The organism is Rhodoferax sp. GW822-FHT04A08 (assembly GCF_058801025.1).
The window spans coordinates 1-22,228 of the sequence record NZ_JBXAMW010000032.1 but is presented as its reverse complement, the minus strand read 5'-3'; the positions used below and the strand labels follow the sequence as shown (position 1 = coordinate 22,228).

Below are 22,228 nucleotides of genomic sequence, written 5' to 3'. Positions count from 1 at the left end.
ATTGTCTACATTGGGTACAAATAGTGTGCAAGTCGCAAAAGAAGCCAGAATTGCCTAGTTGATTTGCATCAATTCCGAGGGGAAATCGAATGTTGCGCCACTGGTCGTTGGCCATTCTTGGCTTGCTTTTCTCGCTCTGCGTGCAAGGCCGTGAATTGCAGGCGGTCGGCACGACCTTTACCGGCATTTTTGAACAGGACCAGAAAGGCAACTTCGTCGGCCTGGGAGTTGAGCTGATCCGCACCTTGTGCGGCATGCAGGGCGACACCGTCAAATTCAAGATCGAACCCTGGACCCGTGCACAGGAGACCGTGGCCAGCGGCGCCGGGGACATTCTGCTTGGCCCCTACCTGACGCCAGAGCGCGAAAAGCGTTTCGCCTTCATGGATCAGCCTTTTTATGAAGACAACATGGTCTTCTTCGTGAATGCCAGCTCCGACCACCGCTGGGATGGCAGCTACACCTCGCTGATCGGCAAGCGCATCGTCACCATCCGGGGTTGGGCCTATGGCGAGCAGTTTGATCGCGAGCTCCCCAATCTCAATGTGGAAGTCACATCCACGATTGAAGGCGCCATGCTCATGCTGGCGGCCAACCGCATGGACTATCTGGCGGTCAATGAGCGCAATGCGTACCGGGAATCCATCAAGCCCGACATCCGCCCGGCGGTGGCAAAAATCGCCCCGCCCATAGGCGTTCAATACGGATACATCGCTTTCCAAAGAGACCCACAGCGTATGGAGCTGCTGGCCAAATACAACATGGCCTTCAAGAAGCTGATCAGTAGCGGACAGTTTGCCGCCATGGCTGCCAAATATGCAGGCCTTGTAAAAATCCCGCCCAAAGACAAAACGAAATTCAAATGACCCCGCAGCGACGGTCGCTCAGATGTTGCGCATCCAGTCAGCGGTCTGGAAAAAGGACGCATTCAACCGCTCACGCAGCAGCGGATGCACCTGCACTTCAGCCATGGCCTGGTCCATGCAAGCCAGCCACTGGTCGCGCTCCAGAATCCCGATCTTGAAGGGCATGTGCCGCATGCGCAGACGCGGATGGCCAAAACGCTCCACGTAGTGTTGCGGCCCACCCATCCAGCCACACAAAAACCAGTTGAGTTTTTCCCGCGCAGAAGCCAGATCCGGACCATGCACGGCACGCAGTGCGGCATAACCCGGCTCCAGATCCATCAAGTCATAAAAGCGTTCCACCAGTGCATGGATTGCTGACTCTCCACCGATCAGCTCAAAGGCACTGGTGCCCGGGGTTTGTTCGTCGTCGCTATCGCTCATTGGGCGGCTCTTCGCAAGGTTTCCACAACAGGGCGACGCAACACATCGCGCAACCCCCACCAACCGGCCGCCAGCGCCAGGGCAGCGCCACATAGCGCGCCGCCCAGTGGCAACCACAGACTGACCGTCCATTCGAAATCAAACACGTAGCGTGCCAGGGCCCAACCCACTGCATTGGCCACCAGGGATGCCAGAAAGCCCGCCAACAAGCCCACACCGGCAAGCTCGGCACGCTGCACGCTGCGCAGAAGGCCCGCTTGCGCCCCCACGGCACGCATCACCGCGTATTCCTGCGCACGCTCCTCACGCGTGGCACTCACTGCCGCAAACAGCACCACCAGGCCTGCGGCCAGGGTGAAGCCGAACAGGAATTCCACGGCACGAATGACCTGATCCAGCACGCGCTGCACCTGATTCAAGGTGATCGTCATGTCCACCGCCGTGATGTTGGGGAACTGGCGCACCAGCGCATTGTCAAACCCTGCACTCGCAGGCGCCCTGAATGCGGTCATATAGGTGCCGGGTACGTCCGGCATGGCGCTGACCGTGAACATCACGTAGAAATTGGCCCGCATGGAGCCCCAATCCACCTTGCGTAGCGAGGTGATGCGCGCTTCGCGCTGCACACCGCCAATGTCGTAACGCAGGCGGTCTCCCATCTTCAGGTTCAGGGTCTTGGCGATCCCTTCGTCCACGCTGATAGAGTCGCGTTCCTCGGCCTTCCAGGCGCCCGCGATGATTTCATTGTGGGGCGGCTGCACGGCGCTGTAGGACAGATTGAACTCGCGGTCCACCAGACGCTTGGCACGATCGTCCACATAGTCCTCGGGACCGACCTTGCGGTCATTGATGGCCACCAAACGTCCGCGGATCATGGGGTACCAGTCGAACTGTGCCACTCCGGACTGGGTCAAGGCCTGCCGGAAGCTATCGCCCTGGTCCGGCATGATGTTGATGACAAAGCGGTTGGGCGCATCCGGCGGTGTGGACTTGCGCCAGCTGCCGATCAGGTCGGTACGCAGCAACACCAGTAACAGCAGCGCCAGCATTCCCACCGACAGTGCACTCACCTGGACCACGGCAAATGCAGGCCGCGCTGCAATCTGTCGCGTGGCCAGCACCAGCCAGCGCGGCGCGGTCTGCTCATTCACACTGCGACGCAGCAGCTTGACTGCCAGCCAGCTCAAGAGCGCAAACACCAGCACGGCCGCTGCAAAGCCACCCACGGCAATCAAGCCCAGTTGCAGGTCGCTGCTCACCACCAGCAGCAGCGTGGCAAAGCCCGTCACACCCAAGGTCAATACACCGACCGACACGGGACGCAGATTGCCCACATCGCGTCGGATCACCCGCAGCGGCGGCACCTGCGCCAGCTGCAGCACGGGCGGAAGGCCAAAGGCAAACAGCAGGGTCAGCCCCATGCCCAAGCCCAGCACAGCCGGCCACGGTGTGGCTGCGGGCAAGGCGGATTGCACTAGTCCGGCCATGAGTGCAACAAACAGGTAATGGATGGCATAGCCCAGCAGCACACCGAGCGCGCTGGAGAACAACCCGATCAATGCGAACTCCAAGGTGTAGGCCGAAGCCATGGCACGCTGGCTCAGACCCAGCACCCGCAACATGGCGCAGTCATCCAGGTGCTTGGCCGCAAATGCCCGCGCCGCCAGAGCCACCGCCACCGCGCTCAACAGCGCCGCCAGCAGTGCCACCAGACTCAGGAACTTCTCAGCGCGGTCCAGTGTCTGGCTCATCTCCGGGCGTCCGGTTTGAACCGACTCAATGCGCACGCCATGGATGCCGCGCCCGGCAGCCTTGGCACCGTTTTTCACCTCGACGTCGGCCCAGTCCACGAAGGCCTTGACCTGCGCCTCCTCTCCGGCTACAGCCAGCCGGTAATTCAATCGGCTCGCGGGCTGGATCAGGCCGGTCGCGGCAACGTCATCGCTGCGAATCATCACGCGCGGTGAGAAATTCATGAAGCCCACGCCACGGTCCGGCTCCACCGCGATGACTCCGGCAATCGTAAAGCGGCTGTCTCCCAGCAACAAGGTGTCGCCTGTGGTGAGTGACAAGGAGTCCAGCAACGAAGGGTCCACCCAGGCCTGGCCCGTCAGCGGAATGCCGCTTGCCGGAACTTCCATGCCGGGCGCGCCACCACGCAACAGCAGCCTGCCGCGCAAGGGGTACCCGGGCTCCACCACCTTGAGCGCGACCAGTTTGGTGGCCCCGCCTTTGGCGTCTTCCGCCCGCGCCATGGTGGGGAACCCCAGCGTAGTTACGGTGCGCAGGCCCAGCTCACGTGCCTTGGCCAGAAATGCTTCGGGTGTGGCGTTGTCGCTGGCGATCACGGCATCACCGCCCAGCAGTTGTCGTGCGTCACGCTGCAGCCCGCCCTTGAGTCGGTCCGCAAAAAAACCCACGGCCGATAAGGCCGCCACAGCCAGTGTTACCGCCACGATCAGCAGGCGCAAATCACCGCTGCGCACGTCCCGCCACAGCGTGCGCCAACCCAGACTCCAGAAAGATTGCTTCATGGCGCTACCTTAGCGCATGTGGGTGAAGGCGGCGTGCAGACGCCGCGCAATCCCCTTCAGTGCAGGCGTACACCCTGCTTTTCCAGCTCCGCCTGCACATCCTTCAAACGCACTTCCGCCGTGGTCTGGCCATTGCGGATGGACACTGCGGCGGCCGCACCGGCGCCCTGCCCGGTGACGGTGCAGGCCATCATGTTGCGCATGGCGGCATGGGACACCATGTCACCAGCCACGCATCTTCCTGCCACCAACAGGTTGTCCACCTCCAGCGGCACCATGCAACCGTAAGGCACTTCGAAATAACGGCCGGTGCTGGGCAGTATCAGCACCGCATAGCCATCAATGAACTCGGGGAAGATGCCGATGGAGTCGTCGAACTTGGCCTGGTTGCGCACATCCTGTCCGGTCAGGTTGTAGCGGCCGATGATCTTGCGCGAGTCGCGCACACCCAGGGTCATGGCGAAGTTGCGCAGCTTGGCTTTCTCGAACCCGGGGACCACGTTCTTGAGAGCAGCCAGCGCGTGCAATGCTTCCTCGCGCCCCTGCATTTCGGCACGGGTAAGGTCCATCACGTCGGTGGGATCAAAACCATACATGTGGGCCAGGTTGAGGTTGTTGGCTTCACCGGCTTCGGTCAGCGAGGACCATGAACCACCCAGGTTGGTGCTGTCCTGCGGGATCACGCCCATTGCGCGGGCCTGGTCGAACTCCTTGTCCAGGTAAGGACTGCGCAGCTCGTTTTCCTTGCCGGTGGTCTCCTGTTCCCAGGTGCGGCTCCAGTCGGCATAGGTTGCGGGCTGGGCCTCGGTGTATCGCAGGAAGCGATCCTTGTCGACACCGGAGGCATTGAACACCGTGGTCATGCCCAGCATTTTGTCCTTGGGCGTCTTGCGGTAGCTGGCACCTGCCAGATGGGCAATGTCTGCGTCACCCGTGCAGTCGATGATGCGCTGCGCCAGCACCACCTGACGGCCGGACTTGCTCTCCGTCACTATGCCCTTGAGGCAATTGCTGCCCTCTTCAAAGATCACGTCGACCGCATAGCAATGCAGGATAGGGCGTACGCCGGCCTCGCGCACCAGATGGTCGGCAACCACCTTGAAGAAATCGGCGTCCAGACACTCGCTGTCGTTGTAGGGCCACTTGACGGTGCCACCCATGGCTGCAGCCCGGCGCTCCATCTCGATGCCAATGCCTTCGGATTCGATGGTGCCTTCGTAGCGGTACCACGCCAAAGTTTCCATGCCCACCGTCGTGATGGCACCACCAAAGCAACCAAAGCGCTCCAGCAACACCACATCGGCACCCGCACGGCGCGCGGCCAGTGCCGCCGAAAGCCCCGCCGGACCGGCGCCAACAACCAGCACTTCACAGGTGGTCAATATGGGCAAGGCCTTGGGTGGTTCGATGTAGACGCCTTGCGCGGCATCCATCTCTCCGGCGGTGGGCGGAGTGTGCTGGAGCACCTCGCCCTCGTCGGTGCTCTTGCGGGTAAAGGTCAGGCGCTTGCCCGCCCAGCGGCTGATCATGCGGCCTACGCGGCCGCTGTATTTCTCTTCATCCGACATGGTGGTTCCAGTGTGAGCGGGCGCCAGAGCGCCCGATTCGCGTCAAAAGGAAGCGCGAATCTTCACACAAAACCATCCATGGCTTACTGGTTTTTCTTGGCTATTTCGTTACCGACGTATCCGCCACCAATGGCGCCCAGAATGGTTGCCAGCGTCTTGCCGTCACCGCTGCCAACCTGGTTGCCCAGGACACCACCCACCACCGCACCCACGCCAATGCCCACGGCACTGTTCTTGGCTGCGGGTTTGGCCGGCGCTGGCGCGGGAGCAGGCGATGCGGTGTTTGTCGGTGCGTTGCTGGTGGCGACCTGTTGCGCATCATGGTGCGTATGTTTGGCCGCTGTCGTTTCCGGAGCTAACGCCGGTGTTGGCTTGGCCATTGCGGCAGTCGCTTCTGGAGGTGCAATGGCCTCGCTATGCTGATCCCCAACCGATCCGCGGGACATGGGCAACACGCCGGTGATGGCTGCGATGCCCAGCAAACTGAACAATGTCAGCGCAACTGCGGCTACTGCTACCAAGGGGTGAATACGACGCAAACTGTTTTGAAAACTCATGGGCTACCTCGTCAACTAATTGTGCTGACCCCAGTATGCCCAGGAAGTCAGCCCCATGGGGGTAGCGAATGGTGAACCACCTGTTTCAGTTGTAAACAGGTGTAAGACCTCGGGGTTGGCGTAAGCGCTCAGTCGCCTGTGGGCGATATGCGGAACGTCTTGATGCGGCTGTGGGCGCGCAGGAAGCGCGCGAGCGACGCAAATTTATCCGAGCCCGACGTGCGGATCACCATGCGGTATTCAAAGTCGTCGCCGCTGTCAGAGACGCGGTAGCTGATGTTGGCAATGGTGAACCCGTGCGCGTGCAGCATGCTACGCACTTCCTCTTCTTCCATCGCGTCATTGCGACCAAAGCTGAGAAAGTGCTGCGCATAGTGGTGAGAGGGTATGCGTGCCTCAATCACGCGGAACAGCGACAACACTCCGACGGTAAGAATCGTGGCCACGATGGCCGGGAAATAGAACCCGATACCTATGAGCACGCCCAGGGCCGATGTGATCCAGATGGAGGCGGCCGTGGTCAAGCCGCGCACGCTCAGTCCTTCCTTGAAGATCACGCCCGCGCCCAGAAAACCGATGCCGGTCATGATGCCCTGCGCCATGCGCGTGGGATCGGTACGGAAGGCATCCATGGATGCACCAGCCGGCAGCCATTTGGCCTGATACAGGGTGACCAGCATCAGCAGGCTGGAAGCCAGGCAAACCAGTGTGTGCGTTCTGAACCCTGCAGGGCGTCCGTGGTAACTACGCTCCAATCCAATGACACCACCCACCGCCATGGCACCGATCAGGTGCAATGTCATCGTCGCCAAGTCTTGATCCATATCTGTAACAAATCTGAAATATTTAATCGCTATTGTGTGTTGAAAATTGCTACCGTGTGTAAACTGATTGACACGGAACTGACATTTTTTAACGCCACACTCCCCTGGCAACTTTTAAGGAACCGTTATGCACCCATCCAAATTGACTTCATTGGCTATCGCTGTTGTGGCGGTATGCAGCACCCAGGCTGCCATGGCCCAATCTGCACAACTCGTTGCGGCTGCCAAGGCCGAAGGCCAGTTGACCGTGATTGCCCTGGCGCGCAGCTGGTGTGGCTATGGCCCCATCATCGATGCCTTCAAGGCGAAGTACGGCATCAAGGTCAATGAACTCAATCCGGATGCAGGTTCCGGCGACGAAATCGAAGCCATCAAGGCCAACAAGGACAACAAGGGCCCACAAGCCCCCGACACCATCGACGTCGGTCTGTCCTTCGGCCCCTCGGCCAAGGCCGCAGGCCTGATCCAGCCCTACAAGGTGTCCACCTGGGCCAGCATCCCTGACAGCGCCAAGGACCCTGAAGGCTACTGGTACGGTGACTACTACGGCGTGCTGGCATTCCAGGTCAACTCCGACATGGTCAAGCCCCCAGCCGACTGGTCCGATCTGCTCAAGCCCGAATACAAGAACGCAGTGGCACTGGCTGGTGACCCCCGCGCTTCCAACCAAGCCATCCAGGGCGTGTATGCCGCTGGCCTGAGCGGCACCAACGGCGATGCCTCCAAGGCCGCCGCTGCCGGTCTGAAGTTCTTCGCCGACCTCAACAAGAGCGGCAACTTCGTGCCCGTGATCGGCAAGGCCGCCTCGCTGGCACAAGGCACAACCCCCATCATCATCAGCTGGGACTACAACGCCCTGGCCGACCGCGATAAGCTCAACGGCAACCCCAAGGTTGACGTGGTCGTTCCCAAGAGCGGCGTGGTTGCCGGTGTGTATGTGCAGGCCATCAGCGCCTACGCTCCCCACCCCAATGCAGCCAAGCTGTGGATGGAATACCTGTATTCCGACGAAGGTCAGCAAGGGCTGCTCAACGGCTACTGCCACCCCATCCGTTTCAACGACCTGATTGCCAAGAACAAGTTCACCAAGGCTTCTCTTGACAAGCTGCCTCCTGCTGCGGGCTATGCCAAGGCTGCATTCCCCACACTGGATCAGCAAAACGCAGCCAAGGAAGTCATCACCAAGCAATGGGATGCTGTCGTGGGCGCTGCGGTCAAGTAATTTGCCGGGCTGACTACCGCCATCGGGCGTGACCTTCAACGGTCATGCCCGATTTTGTTTGCGGTCGGCCCGATGCTTGCTTCACCGTGGAATATGCGTTTCTGCTGAACGGAACCTCACCCGATGGCCACTCACCTTCTTCCCAACAAGAAACCCGCCAACCTGAATCTCTTGGGTGTGGTGCCTTTCTTTGTGTTCGCCTTGCTGTTCCTGCTGCTGCCCACGGCTTACCTGATGGTGGGCGCGTTCCAGGACGCCGCAGGCAACTTCACCTTGGACAATCTGCGCGGTCTGTTTGAAGCCAACGTGCTGGATGCCTACTGGATCAGTTTCAAGATCAGCGTGGCCTCCTCAGTTGCCGGCGGACTGCTGGGCTTTCTGCTGGCCTGGGCCGCCGTGCTGGGCAAGCTGCCCGACTGGATACGGCCCACGCTGATGACCTTTTCCGGCGTAGCGTCCAACTTCGCCGGTGTGCCGCTTGCCTTTGCCTTTCTAGCCACACTGGGCCGCATGGGCCTGGTCACCGTGCTGCTGCGCACCTATTGCGACATCAATATCTACTCTACCGGTTTCAGCATCCTGAGCTTTCTGGGGCTGACCATTACCTATTTGTATTTCCAGATTCCGCTGATGGTGCTGATCGTCACGCCGGCGCTGGAAGGCCTCAAGAAGGAGTGGCGTGAAGCCTGCGACTGTCTGGGTGGCACCACCGTTCAATACTGGCGCTATGTCGCCATGCCGGTGCTGTGGCCCAGCATTCTGGGTGCCATGCTGCTGCTGTTTGCCAACGCCTTCGGCGCGGTGGCAACCGCCTATGCACTGACCGGCAGCTCGCTCAATATTGTTCCCATCCTGCTCTATGCACAGATTCGGGGCGACGTGCTGCACAACCCCAACCTGGGCTATGCGATGGCGCTGGGCATGATCATCATCACCGGCCTGGCCAATGCCGGCTACATGGTGCTGCGCAGCAAGACCGACCGGAGGAGCGCATGAAAAAAGAATCCCGTCTGGGCGCATGGATAGCGATGGCCGTGGGCGCCACGTATTTCCTGCTGCCACTGATTGCCACCTTTGAATTCAGCCTGCGCATGAAGCGCGGCCAGTACAGCTTTGAAGCCTACAAGGTGGTCTTTGAAGACCCGCAGTTCCAGGCCACATTTGGCTACTCCATCGTGATGGCGATTGCCACTATTCTGGTCGGCGCGCTGCTGGTCGTGCCCACTGCGTATTGGGTGCACCTGCGCATGCCCAAACTGCGTCCGCTGGTGGAATTCATCACGCTGCTGCCGCTGGTGATACCGGCCATCGTGATCGTGTTCGGTTACCTGCGCATGTACAACAGCAGTTCGCTCATCCCGCTGACCGGCAGCGAGCGCGCCACGGACTTCCTGCTGGTATGCAGCTACGTCACCTTGTCGCTACCGTATATGTACCGCTCGGTGGACACGGGCTTGCGCACGATTGACGTACGCACGCTCACCGAGGCCGCGGAAGTGCTGGGTGCCAAGCGCGCCACCATTTTGCTGCGCGTGATATTTCCCAACATCACATCGGCCATCCTGTCCGGCGCCTTCCTGACCTTTGCCGTGGTGATTGGTGAATTCACCATGGCCAGTCTGCTGGACCGCCCGGCCTTTGGCCCTTATCTGCAACTCATTGGAGCCAACCGCGCTTACGAACCGTCCGCGCTGGCGGTCATCGCCTTCATCGTGACCTGGGCCTCCATGGGGCTCATCAATGTGTTCGGCAGCAACAAGCACGCACGCCCAACCCGCTAATTGAACCGAGAGATTGACGCAATGGCATTCCTGGAAATTTCGAACATCCAAAAACGCTTTGGCGACCACACCGCCGTACACGACTTCTCCATCTCCATCGACAAGGGAGAGTTCATCACCTTCCTGGGCCCGTCGGGATGCGGCAAGACCACCATCCTGCGCATGCTCGCCGGATTCGAGTCGCCCTCGGTCGGAAGCATTGTGTTTGACGGCAAGGACGTCACCCATGTGCCGACCAACCAGCGCAACGTCGGCATGGTGTTCCAGTCATACGCACTGTTCCCCAACATGACGGTGGCCGAGAACATCGGCTTTGGTCTGAAGGTGGCCAATGCCAGCAAGAGCGAGATCGATGCACGCGTCAAGGAGATGCTCAAGCTGATCAAGCTGGATGCGCTGGCAGACCGCTACCCCTGGCAGATGTCGGGTGGCCAGCAGCAGCGTGTGGCCCTGGCCCGTGCCATTGCCAACAAGCCCAAGGTACTGCTGCTCGACGAGCCTCTGTCCGCACTCGATGCCAAGATCCGCATTTCCCTGCGCGAAGAAATCCGCGAACTGCAACGCGAGCTCAACATCACCACCGTGTTTGTGACACATGACCAGGAAGAGGCCTTGTCCATCTCGGACCGCATCGTGGTGCTGAGCGAAGGTCGTGTCGAACAGATTGGCAGGCCCTCGGAGATCTACAACTTCCCGCGCACTCGCTTTGTGGCCTCGTTCATCGGCACGCTCAACCAGCTGTCCGGCGAGGTGGTGGATACCGCCAAGGGAGAAATCCGCGTGGGCGGTTTGACGCTGGTGACATCCAACCCGCTGGACAACCTGAAGAACGGCCAGAAATGCACCCTGGCCATACGCCCGGAAGCCATCACCCTGGACGAAGGCGGCAGCGGCAAGAATGCAGTGCAGACGGTGGTGGACGACGTGGGCTTTCTGGGCTCCATCGTGCGCATCCGCACGCACCTGGGTAATGAGGTCCTGTCCATGGACGTATTCAACGACCCCAACCAGAAGTTGCCTGCACGCGGCGACAAGGTGACGCTGAGTTTCGCTTTCGAGAATCTGCTGGTACTTGCGTAACGCCATGGCGCCCTGAGCGCGCCTGTGAATCGGTTGGTGTGACAGCGTCATAACGCTGTCACACCAACATCCGACACTATTCATATGAAAGCGCATATGAACACAGAGTCGGGCGAAGTAAACGGCTGGATGCTATCCAGCGAAGACCGCGCAAGCCAGATCGTCAGCCTTGTCAATGCGCAAGGTTTTCAAACCATTGAGTCTCTGGCAGCACGCTTTGGCGTCAGCACGCAGACGATCCGCAGGGATGTCAACGCACTGTGTGACAAAGGAGTCTGCAGGCGCCGCCATGGCGGCATCGACCTGCTGCCCGAAGGCGAGAACGTTGCCTACTTGGCGCGGCGTGTATTGAATCAAGAGGCCAAGGCCGCCATCGCCCGCTGTGTGGCGAGCATGGTGCCTGATGGCGCTTCGCTGTTCTTCGGGATTGGCACCACACCGGAGCAATGTGCCCATGCGCTGGCAGACCGCCCACGGCTGCGGGTGATGACCAACAACCTCAACGTGGCAGCGGCACTGGTGCGCAACACCAGTTGCGAAATCACCATTGCGGGCGGGCGCCTGCGCAACCTGGACAACGATGTGGTGGCCGGCGAGGCCCACACCTTCTTCTCGCACTACCACGTGGACATCGGCATCTTCGGCGTCGGTGGCGTGGCCGAAGACGGCAGCCTGCTCGACTTCAGCCCGGACGAGGTGCACATGCGCCAGCAGCTCGTCAAGCATTGCAGACAACGCTTTCTGGTGTTGGACCACACCAAATTCGGTCGCGCAGCCACGGTACGCGGCGGCCACATCACCGAAGTCAGCCATGTGTTCACCGACCAGCCGGTGCCCGATGCCATCGCCGACATGCTGCAACAGGCCCATGTTCATTTGAGCATTGCCAATGGCGATTCCCCCGTTTCACTTACCCCCCTCTGAAGGAGAACCTTGTCATGAAACCACACCACTTTCAACGCCTGGCCATGGCCGGCGCATTGGCTCTGACTGCGCTGTTCACCAGCACCGCAGCACAGGCCCAGCAACGCGCCATCTGCTACAACTGCCCGCCCGAATGGGCCGATTGGGGCACCCAGCTCAAGACCATCCAAGCTCGCCTGGGTATCCAGGTGCCGTCGGACAACAAGAACTCCGGACAGTCCATCGCCGCCATGATTGCCGAGAAGGCCAACCCGGTAAATGACGTGGTCTACCTGGGTGGCATTGCGGCCGACCCGGCGCGTGACGCCGGTGTGCTCATGCCCTACAAGCCCAAGGGCTGGGACAAGATCCCCGCCAGCCTGAAAGACCCGGAAGGCTATTGGTTCACCATCCACTCCGGCACCCTGGGCCTGTTCGTCAACACGGCAGCACTGGGTGGCAAACCCGTGCCGCAAAGCTGGGCCGACCTGCTCAAGCCCGAATACAAAGGCATGGTGGGCTATCTGGACCCCACCTCCGCTGCCGTGGGTCAACTGGGTGTGATGGCCGTCAACCTGGCCTTGGGCGGAACCTATGACAACCTGGACCCCGGCATCAAGTACTTCCAGGCGCTCCTGAAGAACCAGCCCATTGTTCCCAAGCAGACATCCTATGCGCGCGTCATCTCCGGTGAAATCCCGATCCTCGTCGACTACGACTTCAACGCCTACCGCGGCCAGTACACCGACAAGGCATCCACCCGCTTTGTGATTCCCAGGGAAGGAACCGTGGTGTTCCCCTACGTCATGGGCCTGACCAAGAACGCCCCCAACGCCGACAACGGCCGCAAGGTGCTGGACTTCGTGCTCTCGGCTGAAAGCCAGACTTTGTGGGGCAACGCCTATCTGCGCCCGGTGTTTCCGGAGCACCTTTCGGCTGAAGCGAAGGCCCGCTTCCTGCCGGACAGCGAGTACGCACGCGCCAAGCCGGTGGACCTGAAGAAGCTCGCAGCGGCGCAAGCCAAGATCATCGAGCGCTACAAGAACGAAGTGCAGTAAGACGCGTGTGCGCCCGGAAAGTCTGAACCCATGATTCTTCTGCTTCCCGCGGCAGTGTTCTTCACTGCCTTCTTCCTCCTACCCATGGCGCGACTGGCGCTTGTGGGCGGCAGCGGCACCCTGGGTTGGTCGGCCTATGGCGCGTTGATCACCAATGCCAGCTACTTCAAGGCGCTGCTGTCCACCCTGGGCCTGGCGCTGGTCACCACCCTGCTCACCCTGGTGATCAGCACCATTGCCGGTGTGTTCCTGCAGCGCCACAAGTTCCGCGGCAACGCCACGCTGGTTTCCATGCTGACGCTGCCGCTGGCGTTTCCCGGTGTGGTGATTGGCTTCATGGTCATTCTGCTGGCCGGGCGCCAGGGGTTGATCGGCCAGATCAGCCAGGCCATGGGTGCCGACAAGCTGGTGTTTGCCTACTCCATGACCGGCCTGCTCATGGGCTATGTGTACTTCTCGATTCCGCGCACCATACTGACCGTGATGGCCGCCACCGAGAAGCTGGATGCCCGCATAGAAGAGGCCGCCCGCTCGCTGGGCGCCAACAGCTGGCAGGTCGTGCGGGATGTCATCGTGCCGGGCCTGTCACCGGCGCTGATCTCTGCCGGTGCCATCTGCTTTGCCACCGCCATGGGCGCATTCGGCACGGCGTTCACACTGGCCACCAACATCAACGTATTGCCCATGGTGATCTACACCGAGTTCACCATGTCCGCCAACATTGCCATGGCCTCGGCACTGAGCTTCATGCTGGGCGCCATCACTTGGCTGGTACTGGCCCTGGCGCGCTCGGCCGCTGGCTCCGGCGTTGCCGCAGCAGGTTGAGAGGACGCCGCATGCAAACCAAAAAATTCCTGTTCGTGCTGCAGCTGGTGTTCACGCTGCTGGTGTGCGCCTTTCTCATCGTGCCCGTGGTGCTGTCCATGCTGGCCGGGGTAACGACCAACTACATCGCAGGCCTGCAAAGCGGGCTCACCACACGCTGGCTGTTCGAGGTGTGGGATGGCTACCGCGACACCCTGTTCCGCTCCATCGGCATCGCGCTGGCCTGTCTGGTCATCACCCTGCTGCTGGGTGTTCCGGCCGCTTATGCACTGGCACGCATGCGCAACCGCCTGGCCCGCTGGGTGGAAGAATTGCTGGTGCTTCCAGTGGCCGTGCCCGGCCTGGCCACGGCGCTGGCGCTGATTGCCACCTATGGCGGCTGGGGCAGCTTTCGCACATCGTGGGTCTTCATCCTGATCGGCCATGTGCTGTTCACCTTGCCGTTCATGGTGCGTTCAGTGCTGGCGGTGCTGCTGGCCATTGACCTCAAGACACTGGAAGAAGGCGCGGCCTCCTTGGGCGCCAGTTTTCGCCAGCGCTTCTTTGACCTGGTGCTGCCCAACTGCCGCAACGGCATCCTGGCTGGTGCACTGATGGTGGTGACCTTGTCGATGGGCGAGTTCAACATGACCTGGCTGCTGCACACTCCGCTCACCAAGACCTTGCCGGTGGGATTGGCCGATGCGTACGCCTCGTTGCGACTCGAAATCGGCAGTGCCTACACCCTGATTTTCTTTCTGATGATTGTTCCCCTGCTGTGGGCCATGCAAACCCTTGCGCGCCCCACCAAGCGCCGCTTTGACGACACGTCCCCCACCGACACCTCACTGAACCGCACCCGATGAACACGCCCGCGCTCCCTCCCCTATCGATAGAACTCAAGGTCTGTGCCAAGACCTTTGCCAACGGCACCCGTGTGCTGGAACCGCTGGACCTGCACATCGCAGCTGGCGAGACCGTGGTCCTGCTGGGCCCATCCGGTTGTGGCAAGACCACCACCCTGCGCCTGATTGCCGGGCTGGAACAGCCCGATGCCGGTGGCCGGGTGCTGTTTGATGGCACCGATGTCACCGCGCAAGGCATTGAAAAACGCAACGTGGGCATGGTGTTCCAGTCCTACGCCCTGTTTCCCAACATGAGCGTGGCCGACAACATCGGCTATGGCTTGCGCATCCGCAAGACACCACCCGCACAGCTGCGCGCGCGCGTGCAGGAGATGCTGGACCTGATGCGCATCAGTGCGCTGGCGGACCGGTCCATCGACCAGCTCTCCGGCGGCCAGCGCCAGCGCGTGGCCCTGGCCCGTGCACTGGCAGTGCGCCCGCGCGCGCTGTTGCTGGACGAGCCGCTGACGGCCCTGGACGCCCAGCTGCGCGAGACCCTGCGCGTGGAGATCAACATGCTGCTGCGCAACCTGGGCATCACCACGGTGTACGTCACCCACGACCAGAGCGAGGCCATGGCCCTGGGTGACCGCATCATCGTCATGTCCCACGGCCGCGTGGAGCAGGCCGGTACACCGCGCGCCATCTACCAGAAGCCGGCCTCACCCTTTGTGGCCGACTTCATAGGCACCATGAACCGCGTGCAGGGCCGCTACGACCCGGAAGGTTTTGCCTGCACCGGTGGCTTGCTGCGCTGGCAAGGTGGCCCAACGCCAGCGAAGGAAATGATGTTCCGCCCCGAGGATGTGCAACTCACAAGCTCCGACGCGCAACCGGACCTGCACGGCACGGTGGCCGCGGCCTTCTTTCTGGGTGACCGCACGCGCCTGATCGTCAACGTGGGCGCCACAGCGCCCCTGGTCATGGATGGTCCCGCACGCTGTGATGCGCAGGTGGGGCAAGAGGTCGGATTGCGCGTGGACCCGCATGGTCTGCTGCCAGTGCAGGAGAACGCAGCATGCTGATTGCCCACATCAGTGACACCCACATCAAGACGCCTGGCAAGAAGGCCTATGGCCGGGTGGATACCGCGCAGATGCTGCAACGCTGCGTGCAACACCTGCTGCAACTGCGGCCGCAGCCGGATCTGGTGGTGCTGACCGGTGACCTGGTGGACCTAGGGCAGTCCGAGGAATACGCCTACCTGCAGCAGTTGCTCTCTCCGCTGCACCTTCCGCTGGTCGTGGTGCCGGGCAACCACGATGCGCGTGACGCCATGCGCCAAGCCTTTGCCCACCACCGCTATCTGCCTGCGACGGGGTTTCTGCAGTTCAGCCTGGACGACGCCTACCCCTTGCGCATCATCGGGCTCGATACGCTGGTGCCATTTGAGGGACGCGGTGAGCTGTGTGCCGAGCGACTCGCGTGGCTGGAAACCACGCTGGCACAGGCACCGGAGCAACCCACGTTGGTCCTGATGCACCACCCGCCGTTCCTCACCGGCATTGCCCATATGGACGCCCTGGGTCTCACGGGTCGGGAAGCGTTTGCCTCCATCCTGGCGCGCTACCCGCAGGTGCAGGCCGTTCTATGCGGGCACCTGCATCGCCACATCCATACCCGGGTGGGCGGCCACAGCGCCATGACTGCGCCCAGTCCGGCCCACCAGGTGGTGCTGGACCTGGATCCGCAAGGGCCCAGCCAGTTCTGCATGGAGCCACCCGGCTACCTGCTGCACCGCTGGCTGGACGGGCAGTTCCTCAGCCACAGCGTGGTACTGGGAGAACACGAAGGCCCCTACCCGTTCCACGATGCCAGCGGGCAACTCATAGACGAGTAGCCCCGCTGCGCCCGTCTCAGGATGCGCTGACCCAGGCGGAACGGTAGTCGCGTGCGTACTGTTCCAGCGTGCCGGGCGCGCGGCCCAGAATGGTATGCACCGCATCGGTGGTGCGCTCGGAATAGCCTGCCTTGAAGTAGCTCAGGATCAGCAGCAGAAACTCGGCATAGAGCTTGGGCAAGCCGGCTTGCAGCAGGCCGTTTAGCAGCACTTCAGGAGGAATGTCTTCGTAGGTGATGGTGCGGCCAGTGGCGGCAGACAGTATCTTGGCCACTTCGTCATGGTCCAGCGCCACGCTGCCGGTCAGGTCGAAGTCGCGGTTGTTGAAATCGTCCTTGCTCAGCAACTGGGCTGCCACGGCGGCAATGTCACGTGCGTCAATGAAACTGCCCTTGGAAGCGCCCAGCGGCAGGAAGATCTTGCCGTGCTCCAGAATGCCCTGGATCCAGAAAGTATTGAAGTTCTGCATGAACCAGTTGGGGCGGATGATGTTGTACGTCAGGCCCGAGTTCTGCAGATGCACTTCGGCCTTGCGCAGCGGTGCAGACTCGTCGGCATTGGCACCCATGGCGGTCATCAGCACCAACTTCTGCACACCTTGGGCCTTGGCTGCGTCAATGGCGGGATCGAGCAGCTCGTCATGGTTGGTATAGCCGGGAGGGCACAGCAAGAAGACCTTGCTCACACCGGCAAATGCCTGGGCCAGACCTTCGCCGCTCACCAGATTCAGATGCACGTCGCGCGCCGCGTCCTTCACTGCCTTGCTGGTGGCTTTGCGCACATCGTGCCCCTGTGCGATGAGCAGCTTGACCAGCTCAGTACCTACGGTGCCGTTTGCACCGATGACAAGTGTTTTAGCCATGAGACATTCCTCGTGTAGTGGTTGATGGCCTGATGATCCGCGCAACCGTCTGAACTTGAAATGGACAAAAATACACTTTTCATGTCCAATCGTACAAAACCTCTTTAATCCCAACGTGTTCCATGGACCTTTTGACCGACCTCTTTCGCCAGGCGGGTCTGCGCCGCAGACTGCTCAACCAGCGCCGCATACGGCCGCACACGGCACTGCAGTTTCCCTGTGACCGCAGCGTGGGATTGCATGTGGTCACCGACGGCACCATCTACCTGCATGCCCCTTCGATGGCGGAGCCCATACGGCTGGAAGCGGGGGACATCGCCGTCATGGCGCGCGGGTGTACGCACAGCATCAGCGCGGACGCCAGCCTGCAGGACGCCAAGGTGGTGGCGCTGGCCGATACCTGGCAGATGGCGAGCTTGCAGCCGGCAACAAAGGCGATTCCCAACGCTGTCATCAGCGGTGCCTACCAGTTCTGGCACACGCCGCTACACCCGCTCTTTCAGGAAATGCCCGCCTGGTTCGTGCTGCGTGCCAAGGACGGCCCCTGCTCCAGCGCGCTGACGCACAGCATGCAACTGCTGGAGCAGGAAATATCCCTGCACGAACTGGGTAGCGAGTCCATCGTCTACGGCTTGCTGGACGTGATCTTCGTGCTGCTGATGCGCGAGATCGTGGCACGCCAAAGCCGGGCACAGCCCGGCTGGAGCCACTCCATCCAAGACCCACAGGTGCTTCGCGCCGTACAGGCCATGCATGCGGATTGCGCACACCAATGGACGCTGGAAGAGCTGGCGGCCCGAGCCGGGCTCTCACGCACCAGCCTGGCCGAGCGCTTTCGCAAGAGCATGGGCAACACCCCGCTGAACTACCTGCGCACGGTGCGCATGCAAAAAGCCATGAGTGTGCTGAGCGGTTCAGAACGCTCGCTGGAACAGATTGCGCAGGAAGTCGGCTACCAGGACGCGTTCAGTTTCTCCAAGGTCTTCAAGCGCACCGTGGGTGTGGCGCCGCGCGAGTTCCGTCGGCAGGACACGCAGGACAAGGGCCTGGCGTGGCGGATTGGCTGAAGCTCAAAAACCCAGCAACGAACGCTTGGCCTGGATCTGCAGATTCCTGTAGTCCAGGTTGTTGTCGTCACAGTACTTGATGGCAAACGCCACCAGGCCGCCCATGCTGTCGATGGCAAACTTCTGCTTGATGTTGCTCTTGTGCTGGTCAATGGTGCGCGGCTCTATCACCTTGGGGCTGTCCAGGTGGTTGTACTCGCGCGCAATTTCCTTGGAGGTCAGGCCCTTGGCCACATAGGGCATCAGGCGCTCCTCGCTGGGCGTGAGGCGCGGCAGGCGGCTCCAGCGGTCCAGCTCCTGGGGCAGCTCGGGCGGAAAATAGGTCATGCCTTCAAACGCTGCCTCTATGGCCTTCACATATTCGCGCGCATCCGACTCCTTGTACAGGAACGCCTTGGCGCCCGCCTTGAAGGCCTCCACCATGTAGTGCCCCTGCATGTTGGCGGTGATGAGCACGCAGCGTGAAGGAACGCCCTGCATCTGCAACTCCCGGATCACGTCGATGCCATTGCGCGAGCTGCCGTTGAATATGAGATCCGTCACCACCACGTCCGGACGCAAGGCCGCGGCTTTGGCCAAGCCTTCATCCGGGCTGCAGGCTTCACCCACCACGTGGAAACCTTCGCCATAGGCCTGGATCATGGCCACCACTCCCTGGCGCACCACCGGATGGTCATCGAGAACAAGAATCGTGACTTTCTGTCGCATGCTTCCTCCTCATTGCATTTGTTGCAGACCGGTGGACAGATAGGTCTGTCCACGCAGCGCACGGTCTATGGCCAATTCCACTTCGTGCGCAGGGTCCTGCTTGAGCACATAAGCGCGGGCACCGGCAGCGAGCGCGGAACGTACGTATTCCGGATCGTCAAACATGGTCCAGAACACCACCGGGATGTCGGGGTGACGCTCCAGAATGGAGCGCGCGGTCTGTGGGCCCGTGGAACCCTGCACGCGCATGCTGATGATCACCACATCCGGGGCCAGTTGTGCGACCAGCTCCAGCGCTTCCTGGTGCTCGCTGGTTTCACCTACGACCTCAAAGTCGGCCAGGGCATCCAGCAGAGTGCGCGAACTCGCGCGCGATATGGCGTGCACGTCGACCAGCAACAGGCGCACCGGTGTGGCGTCGTGGTCAGAGGGCGAAATGGCTTTCATGCTGGGTATCTCTTACAAATGGGTATGCGGGATGAAAGCGGTGACGCGGGTCATGCCCGATGTGCTGTGGAATTCGAACTCCCCACCATGACGCTCGATGCGTTCGCGCATGTTGAGTAGACCAATGCCGCTCTTGCCCTTGGTAGCTGAAACGGGAGCGCCCACACCGTCATCCTGGATGCGCATCCACAGGCCTGCGTTGTCGACTTCGATGGAAATATTCACCTGCCGGGCCTGCGCATGCTTTTCGATGTTGCGCGTGGCTTCCTGGAAGGAGCGGTACAGATCGCTCTCCACATCCTTCGGCAGCTTCGGGATGTCGCCCACGTACACATCCACACGGATGCCGGTGCGGTCACCAAATTCCCGGCTCTCCTGGACCACGGTCACCCCCAGGCCGGCATCGTCGAGCATGGCCGAGCGCAGCTTGTGCGCCATCTCGCGCACATAACGCATGACCTCCTGGAGCCGGGTCACGCCGCCGCCCAGCGTCTCGTCGGCCTTCTGGACGTCGCCCCGCTGCAGCTGCAGGCGCGCCGTTTCGAAAGTGAACTTGGTAGCCACCAGCCACTGGCTCACGCCGTCGTGCAGATCGCGCGCCACCCGGGTGCGTTCGGCCTCCTGCGACTCCACCACCTGCTGTGCCATGTGCCTGAGTTTCTGGTTGGCCTGGCGTTGCTCGTGGATATTGAAGGTGAGGCCACCAGCCGCCACCACGAACAGCGACGCCAGCGCAATCAGCACGATGCGGTCGCTGGTACGCTGAATCGTCTGGTCGGTCTGCTTCTCAATGAAGGAACGCACTTCGCGCATGTAATCCAGATACAGGCCGGTGCCTATCATCAGGTCGCACTCGGGCACATATTCCACATAGCCGAGCTTGGCCTCGATCTGCCCGGTGGAAGGCCGGTGCCAGACGTAGTCCACAAAGCGATCGTCCGAGCGCGAGGCCTTGAGCAACTGCTGGATGATGTAGTTGCCTGCCGCGTCCTTGAATTCCCACAGGCTCTTGCCCTCGATGTCGGGCAAGCGTGGATGCATGACGTTGGTGCCATCCATGGCATAGACGAAGAAGTAGTTGTCGTCGGCCGAATCGCCAAAGTCCATGTGCCGCAGCAGTTCCTTGCCTTCACGACTGAGCTTGTAGGGGGTGTTGGTGGGCGCGCAATAGTGCGCCATGACTTTGCCGCCGGCCTGCACGAAGTGCTTGAGCTCGTCCTTGCGTGCCTGCAGCACGATGGCTTGCACGGCCACCACCTGGTTCCTCTGCATCTCGGTGATCAGGTCACGCACCATCCACACCACCCACACCACCGCCAGCAGCAGCGGCAGACTGGCCAGCAGGATCACCACCAGGCGCAGGCGCAGCTGGGCCGTTCTCTTGGTGGCAATCGGGCTATTGGACATGCGTGGGGCTCCCTGGACGGGGTCTATCGTAATCGCCCCACCCTCCCCAGCTAATGAACCGAGATACGGATCACACCCCGCTCACGCGGGGATAAACGCCAGAGCGCCCCGGATGCGAGAGCACCCATTGCCAGAGCTGGATATCGCGCGCCCTGAACGCTCCGGCGCAGGACAGCAGATAGTAGCGCCACATGCGGCGAAAACGCTCGCCCAACCGGTCAGCAAAACGGGGCCAGGACGCTTCGAAATTCGCATGCCAGGCCATCAAGGTGCGGTCGTAGTCCGCGCCGAAGTTGTGCAGGTCTTCCACCACAAAGCGCAGTTCGCAGGCCTTGCCGATCTGGGCGATGGTGGGCAGCTCGCCATTGGGAAAGATGTATTTGTGGATCCAGGGATCGGTGCCATGCCCATGTTCATTGCGGCCTATGGTGTGCAACAGGAAGAGTCCGTCGGGCGCCAGGCAACGCTTGACCATGTCCATGTACGTGGCGTAGTTTTTCTGACCCACGTGCTCGAACATGCCCAGGCTGACAATGCAGTCGAATTTTTCATTCAAGGCGCGATAGTCCTGCAGCCGGAACTCCACCGGCAGGCCCTCACACAGGCGCCGCCCCAGTTCCACCTGTTCGGCGGATACCGTAACGCCCACACACCGCACACCATGGCGCTCGGCCGCATAGCGCATGAAGCTGCCCCAGCCACAGCCGATGTCCAGCACCCGCATGCCACGCTGCAAGCCCAGCTTGCGACACACCATCTCGAGCTTGTGCTCCTGCGCTGTCTGCAGATCCTGGGCGCCGCTTTGCCAATAGGCGCAGGTATAGGTCATGCGACGGTCCAGCATGGCCGCATAGAAGTCGTTGCCCAGGTCGTAGTGCGCGCGTCCCACCTGCCACGCACGCGCTTCGCTCTGCAAATTGAACCAGCGCGCCCGCAGATGGTGCAACAGCATGGTGCTGGGGTGTACCTTGGCAGACAGATTGGCGCGCAACAACCGGTCAAAGAGCACATCCAGCTGCTCGCAATCCCACAAACCGTCCATGTAGGCCTCACCCAGACCCAGGCTGCCTTGTGCCAGCACCCGCTCGGCCAGACCGGGCTTGATCCTGCACACATCCCAGGGCCTTTGGCCTTCCAGGCGGATGTCTGCCTGATTCAACAAGTCCGCGAGAAAGCGATGCTCGCGGGAGTCGGGCATCTGCTGCGAAGTTTGTAAAGCATCGACCGGTGTGGAACGCATGGCCTCTTGACTACAAAATGCTGAAGCGATCTATTAAAAGGCAATAGCAGTATTGATACCAATAGAAAATTTCTGCGCGGTCATAGCATTCGCGCCGGACACAGACCGGCCGCGCCGTCCCCTGTCGAGGAA

The 22,228-nt window shown here is 61.3% G+C and carries 22 protein-coding genes; 12 read left to right on the top strand and 10 right to left on the bottom strand.

Translation table 11 applies throughout. The features are described from left to right. Positions 1–89: 89 nt before the first annotated feature. The gene (locus tag AC1RMF_RS25900) at positions 90–866 is read left to right on the top strand and encodes a substrate-binding periplasmic protein (protein ID WP_493145375.1); all 777 of its coding nucleotides are present in this window, start codon (positions 90–92) and stop codon (positions 864–866) included. An 18-nt stretch (positions 867–884) separates the two neighbouring features. On the opposite strand, the gene AC1RMF_RS25895 is transcribed toward AC1RMF_RS25900, so the two are convergent. The 5 genes from AC1RMF_RS25895 to AC1RMF_RS25875 all read right to left on the bottom strand — a co-directional run bounded on the left by AC1RMF_RS25895 (position 885) and on the right by AC1RMF_RS25875 (position 6,751). Then, positions 885–1,289, bottom strand: coding sequence for a group II truncated hemoglobin (locus AC1RMF_RS25895; RefSeq protein ID WP_493145373.1), 405 nt, complete (start codon positions 1,287–1,289; stop codon positions 885–887). Beyond that, positions 1,286–3,823 carry an ABC transporter permease gene (locus tag AC1RMF_RS25890; RefSeq protein WP_493145371.1) on the bottom strand — a complete coding sequence of 846 codons (2,538 nt, stop codon included), beginning with the start codon at positions 3,821–3,823 and terminating at the stop codon, positions 1,286–1,288. Before AC1RMF_RS25890 ends, AC1RMF_RS25895 begins: the two co-directional genes overlap by 4 nt. A 56-nt stretch (positions 3,824–3,879) precedes the next feature. Beyond that, positions 3,880–5,391, bottom strand: coding sequence for an FAD-dependent oxidoreductase (locus tag AC1RMF_RS25885; RefSeq protein ID WP_342618612.1), 1,512 nt, complete (start codon positions 5,389–5,391; stop codon positions 3,880–3,882). An 83-nt stretch (positions 5,392–5,474) separates the two neighbouring features. Beyond that, positions 5,475–5,948: a glycine zipper 2TM domain-containing protein gene (locus AC1RMF_RS25880; protein ID WP_493145369.1), complete on the bottom strand. Its 474-nt coding sequence runs from the start codon at positions 5,946–5,948 to the stop codon at positions 5,475–5,477. A gap of 128 nt (positions 5,949–6,076) precedes the next feature. Then, on the bottom strand, positions 6,077–6,751 hold the full coding sequence (locus tag AC1RMF_RS25875; protein ID WP_493145367.1) for an MgtC/SapB family protein: 675 nt from the start codon (positions 6,749–6,751) through the stop codon (positions 6,077–6,079). A gap of 214 nt (positions 6,752–6,965) precedes the next feature. On the opposite strand from AC1RMF_RS25875, the gene AC1RMF_RS25870 reads away from it, so the two are divergent. The 10 genes from AC1RMF_RS25870 (at position 6,966) to AC1RMF_RS25825 (ending at position 16,365) form a co-directional block, all read left to right on the top strand. Further along, positions 6,966–7,994 (top strand): ABC transporter substrate-binding protein, encoded by a 1,029-nt coding sequence (locus AC1RMF_RS25870; RefSeq protein ID WP_493145377.1) that lies wholly within the window; start codon positions 6,966–6,968, stop codon positions 7,992–7,994. 123 nt (positions 7,995–8,117) lie between these two features. Next, positions 8,118–8,990, top strand: a complete 873-nt coding sequence (locus AC1RMF_RS25865; protein ID WP_493145365.1) for an ABC transporter permease — start codon at positions 8,118–8,120, stop codon at positions 8,988–8,990. After that, the gene (locus AC1RMF_RS25860) at positions 8,987–9,775 is read left to right on the top strand and encodes an ABC transporter permease (RefSeq protein ID WP_493145363.1); all 789 of its coding nucleotides are present in this window, start codon (positions 8,987–8,989) and stop codon (positions 9,773–9,775) included. The genes AC1RMF_RS25865 and AC1RMF_RS25860 overlap by 4 nt, the downstream gene beginning before the upstream one ends. A gap of 21 nt (positions 9,776–9,796) precedes the next feature. Then, complete coding sequence (locus AC1RMF_RS25855) at positions 9,797–10,855, top strand: ABC transporter ATP-binding protein (RefSeq protein WP_493145361.1); 1,059 nt, start codon at positions 9,797–9,799, stop codon at positions 10,853–10,855. Between the two features lie 96 nt (positions 10,856–10,951). Continuing rightward, positions 10,952–11,779, top strand: coding sequence for a DeoR/GlpR family DNA-binding transcription regulator (locus AC1RMF_RS25850; RefSeq protein WP_493145359.1), 828 nt, complete (start codon positions 10,952–10,954; stop codon positions 11,777–11,779). A gap of 14 nt (positions 11,780–11,793) precedes the next feature. Next, entirely contained in the window at positions 11,794–12,816 is a 1,023-nt protein-coding gene (locus AC1RMF_RS25845) for an extracellular solute-binding protein (protein WP_493145357.1), read from the top strand. Between the two features lie 30 nt (positions 12,817–12,846). Continuing rightward, positions 12,847–13,641: an ABC transporter permease gene (locus AC1RMF_RS25840; protein WP_493145356.1), complete on the top strand. Its 795-nt coding sequence runs from the start codon at positions 12,847–12,849 to the stop codon at positions 13,639–13,641. 11 nt (positions 13,642–13,652) lie between these two features. Next, positions 13,653–14,486, top strand: coding sequence for an ABC transporter permease (locus tag AC1RMF_RS25835; RefSeq protein WP_493145354.1), 834 nt, complete (start codon positions 13,653–13,655; stop codon positions 14,484–14,486). Next, a complete protein-coding gene (locus tag AC1RMF_RS25830; RefSeq protein WP_493145352.1) occupies positions 14,483–15,550 on the top strand; it encodes an ABC transporter ATP-binding protein in 1,068 nt (355 codons plus the stop codon). Before AC1RMF_RS25835 ends, AC1RMF_RS25830 begins: the two co-directional genes overlap by 4 nt. Beyond that, positions 15,544–16,365, top strand: coding sequence for a phosphodiesterase (locus AC1RMF_RS25825; RefSeq protein WP_493145351.1), 822 nt, complete (start codon positions 15,544–15,546; stop codon positions 16,363–16,365). The genes AC1RMF_RS25830 and AC1RMF_RS25825 overlap by 7 nt, the downstream gene beginning before the upstream one ends. Positions 16,366–16,381: 16 nt before the next feature. On the opposite strand, the gene AC1RMF_RS25820 is transcribed toward AC1RMF_RS25825, so the two are convergent. Continuing rightward, the gene (locus AC1RMF_RS25820; protein ID WP_493145349.1) at positions 16,382–17,227 is read right to left on the bottom strand and encodes an SDR family oxidoreductase; all 846 of its coding nucleotides are present in this window, start codon (positions 17,225–17,227) and stop codon (positions 16,382–16,384) included. Between the two features lie 122 nt (positions 17,228–17,349). On the opposite strand from AC1RMF_RS25820, the gene AC1RMF_RS25815 reads away from it, so the two are divergent. Then, entirely contained in the window at positions 17,350–18,294 is a 945-nt protein-coding gene (locus AC1RMF_RS25815; protein ID WP_493145348.1) for an AraC family transcriptional regulator, read from the top strand. 3 nt (positions 18,295–18,297) lie between these two features. Here AC1RMF_RS25815 and AC1RMF_RS25810 read toward each other — a convergent pair whose 3' ends face one another. From AC1RMF_RS25810 to cfa, 4 genes are all read right to left on the bottom strand, one after another. After that, a complete protein-coding gene (locus AC1RMF_RS25810; protein ID WP_342618624.1) occupies positions 18,298–19,002 on the bottom strand; it encodes a response regulator transcription factor in 705 nt (234 codons plus the stop codon). Positions 19,003–19,011: 9 nt separating this feature from the next. Beyond that, complete coding sequence (locus AC1RMF_RS25805; RefSeq protein ID WP_342618625.1) at positions 19,012–19,449, bottom strand: response regulator; 438 nt, start codon at positions 19,447–19,449, stop codon at positions 19,012–19,014. A 12-nt stretch (positions 19,450–19,461) separates the two neighbouring features. After that, positions 19,462–20,856, bottom strand: a complete 1,395-nt coding sequence (locus tag AC1RMF_RS25800; protein WP_493145346.1) for a cache domain-containing protein — start codon at positions 20,854–20,856, stop codon at positions 19,462–19,464. Between the two features lie 70 nt (positions 20,857–20,926). Beyond that, positions 20,927–22,054, bottom strand: a complete 1,128-nt coding sequence (cfa, locus tag AC1RMF_RS25795; protein ID WP_493145376.1) for a cyclopropane fatty acyl phospholipid synthase — start codon at positions 22,052–22,054, stop codon at positions 20,927–20,929. Between the last annotated feature and the right edge of the window lie 174 nt (positions 22,055–22,228).

What these genes read in the sequence shown, in the direction of transcription:
- AC1RMF_RS25900 (WP_493145375.1), top strand. Translation starts at nt 90, where the DNA reads ATGTTGCGCCACTGGTCGTTGGCCATTCTTGGCTTGCTTTTCTCGCTC.
- AC1RMF_RS25895 (WP_493145373.1), bottom strand. Translation starts at nt 1,289, where the DNA reads ATGAGCGATAGCGACGACGAACAAACCCCGGGCACCAGTGCCTTTGAG.
- AC1RMF_RS25890 (WP_493145371.1), bottom strand. Translation starts at nt 3,823, where the DNA reads ATGAAGCAATCTTTCTGGAGTCTGGGTTGGCGCACGCTGTGGCGGGAC.
- AC1RMF_RS25885 (WP_342618612.1), bottom strand. Translation starts at nt 5,391, where the DNA reads ATGTCGGATGAAGAGAAATACAGCGGCCGCGTAGGCCGCATGATCAGC.
- AC1RMF_RS25880 (WP_493145369.1), bottom strand. Translation starts at nt 5,948, where the DNA reads ATGAGTTTTCAAAACAGTTTGCGTCGTATTCACCCCTTGGTAGCAGTA.
- AC1RMF_RS25875 (WP_493145367.1), bottom strand. Translation starts at nt 6,751, where the DNA reads ATGACATTGCACCTGATCGGTGCCATGGCGGTGGGTGGTGTCATTGGA.
- AC1RMF_RS25870 (WP_493145377.1), top strand. Translation starts at nt 6,966, where the DNA reads ATGGCCCAATCTGCACAACTCGTTGCGGCTGCCAAGGCCGAAGGCCAG.
- AC1RMF_RS25865 (WP_493145365.1), top strand. Translation starts at nt 8,118, where the DNA reads ATGGCCACTCACCTTCTTCCCAACAAGAAACCCGCCAACCTGAATCTC.
- AC1RMF_RS25860 (WP_493145363.1), top strand. Translation starts at nt 8,987, where the DNA reads ATGAAAAAAGAATCCCGTCTGGGCGCATGGATAGCGATGGCCGTGGGC.
- AC1RMF_RS25855 (WP_493145361.1), top strand. Translation starts at nt 9,797, where the DNA reads ATGGCATTCCTGGAAATTTCGAACATCCAAAAACGCTTTGGCGACCAC.
- AC1RMF_RS25850 (WP_493145359.1), top strand. Translation starts at nt 10,952, where the DNA reads ATGAACACAGAGTCGGGCGAAGTAAACGGCTGGATGCTATCCAGCGAA.
- AC1RMF_RS25845 (WP_493145357.1), top strand. Translation starts at nt 11,794, where the DNA reads ATGAAACCACACCACTTTCAACGCCTGGCCATGGCCGGCGCATTGGCT.
- AC1RMF_RS25840 (WP_493145356.1), top strand. Translation starts at nt 12,847, where the DNA reads ATGATTCTTCTGCTTCCCGCGGCAGTGTTCTTCACTGCCTTCTTCCTC.
- AC1RMF_RS25835 (WP_493145354.1), top strand. Translation starts at nt 13,653, where the DNA reads ATGCAAACCAAAAAATTCCTGTTCGTGCTGCAGCTGGTGTTCACGCTG.
- AC1RMF_RS25830 (WP_493145352.1), top strand. Translation starts at nt 14,483, where the DNA reads ATGAACACGCCCGCGCTCCCTCCCCTATCGATAGAACTCAAGGTCTGT.
- AC1RMF_RS25825 (WP_493145351.1), top strand. Translation starts at nt 15,544, where the DNA reads ATGCTGATTGCCCACATCAGTGACACCCACATCAAGACGCCTGGCAAG.
- AC1RMF_RS25820 (WP_493145349.1), bottom strand. Translation starts at nt 17,227, where the DNA reads ATGGCTAAAACACTTGTCATCGGTGCAAACGGCACCGTAGGTACTGAG.
- AC1RMF_RS25815 (WP_493145348.1), top strand. Translation starts at nt 17,350, where the DNA reads ATGGACCTTTTGACCGACCTCTTTCGCCAGGCGGGTCTGCGCCGCAGA.
- AC1RMF_RS25810 (WP_342618624.1), bottom strand. Translation starts at nt 19,002, where the DNA reads ATGCGACAGAAAGTCACGATTCTTGTTCTCGATGACCATCCGGTGGTG.
- AC1RMF_RS25805 (WP_342618625.1), bottom strand. Translation starts at nt 19,449, where the DNA reads ATGAAAGCCATTTCGCCCTCTGACCACGACGCCACACCGGTGCGCCTG.
- AC1RMF_RS25800 (WP_493145346.1), bottom strand. Translation starts at nt 20,856, where the DNA reads ATGTCCAATAGCCCGATTGCCACCAAGAGAACGGCCCAGCTGCGCCTG.
- cfa (WP_493145376.1), bottom strand. Translation starts at nt 22,054, where the DNA reads ATGCCCGACTCCCGCGAGCATCGCTTTCTCGCGGACTTGTTGAATCAG.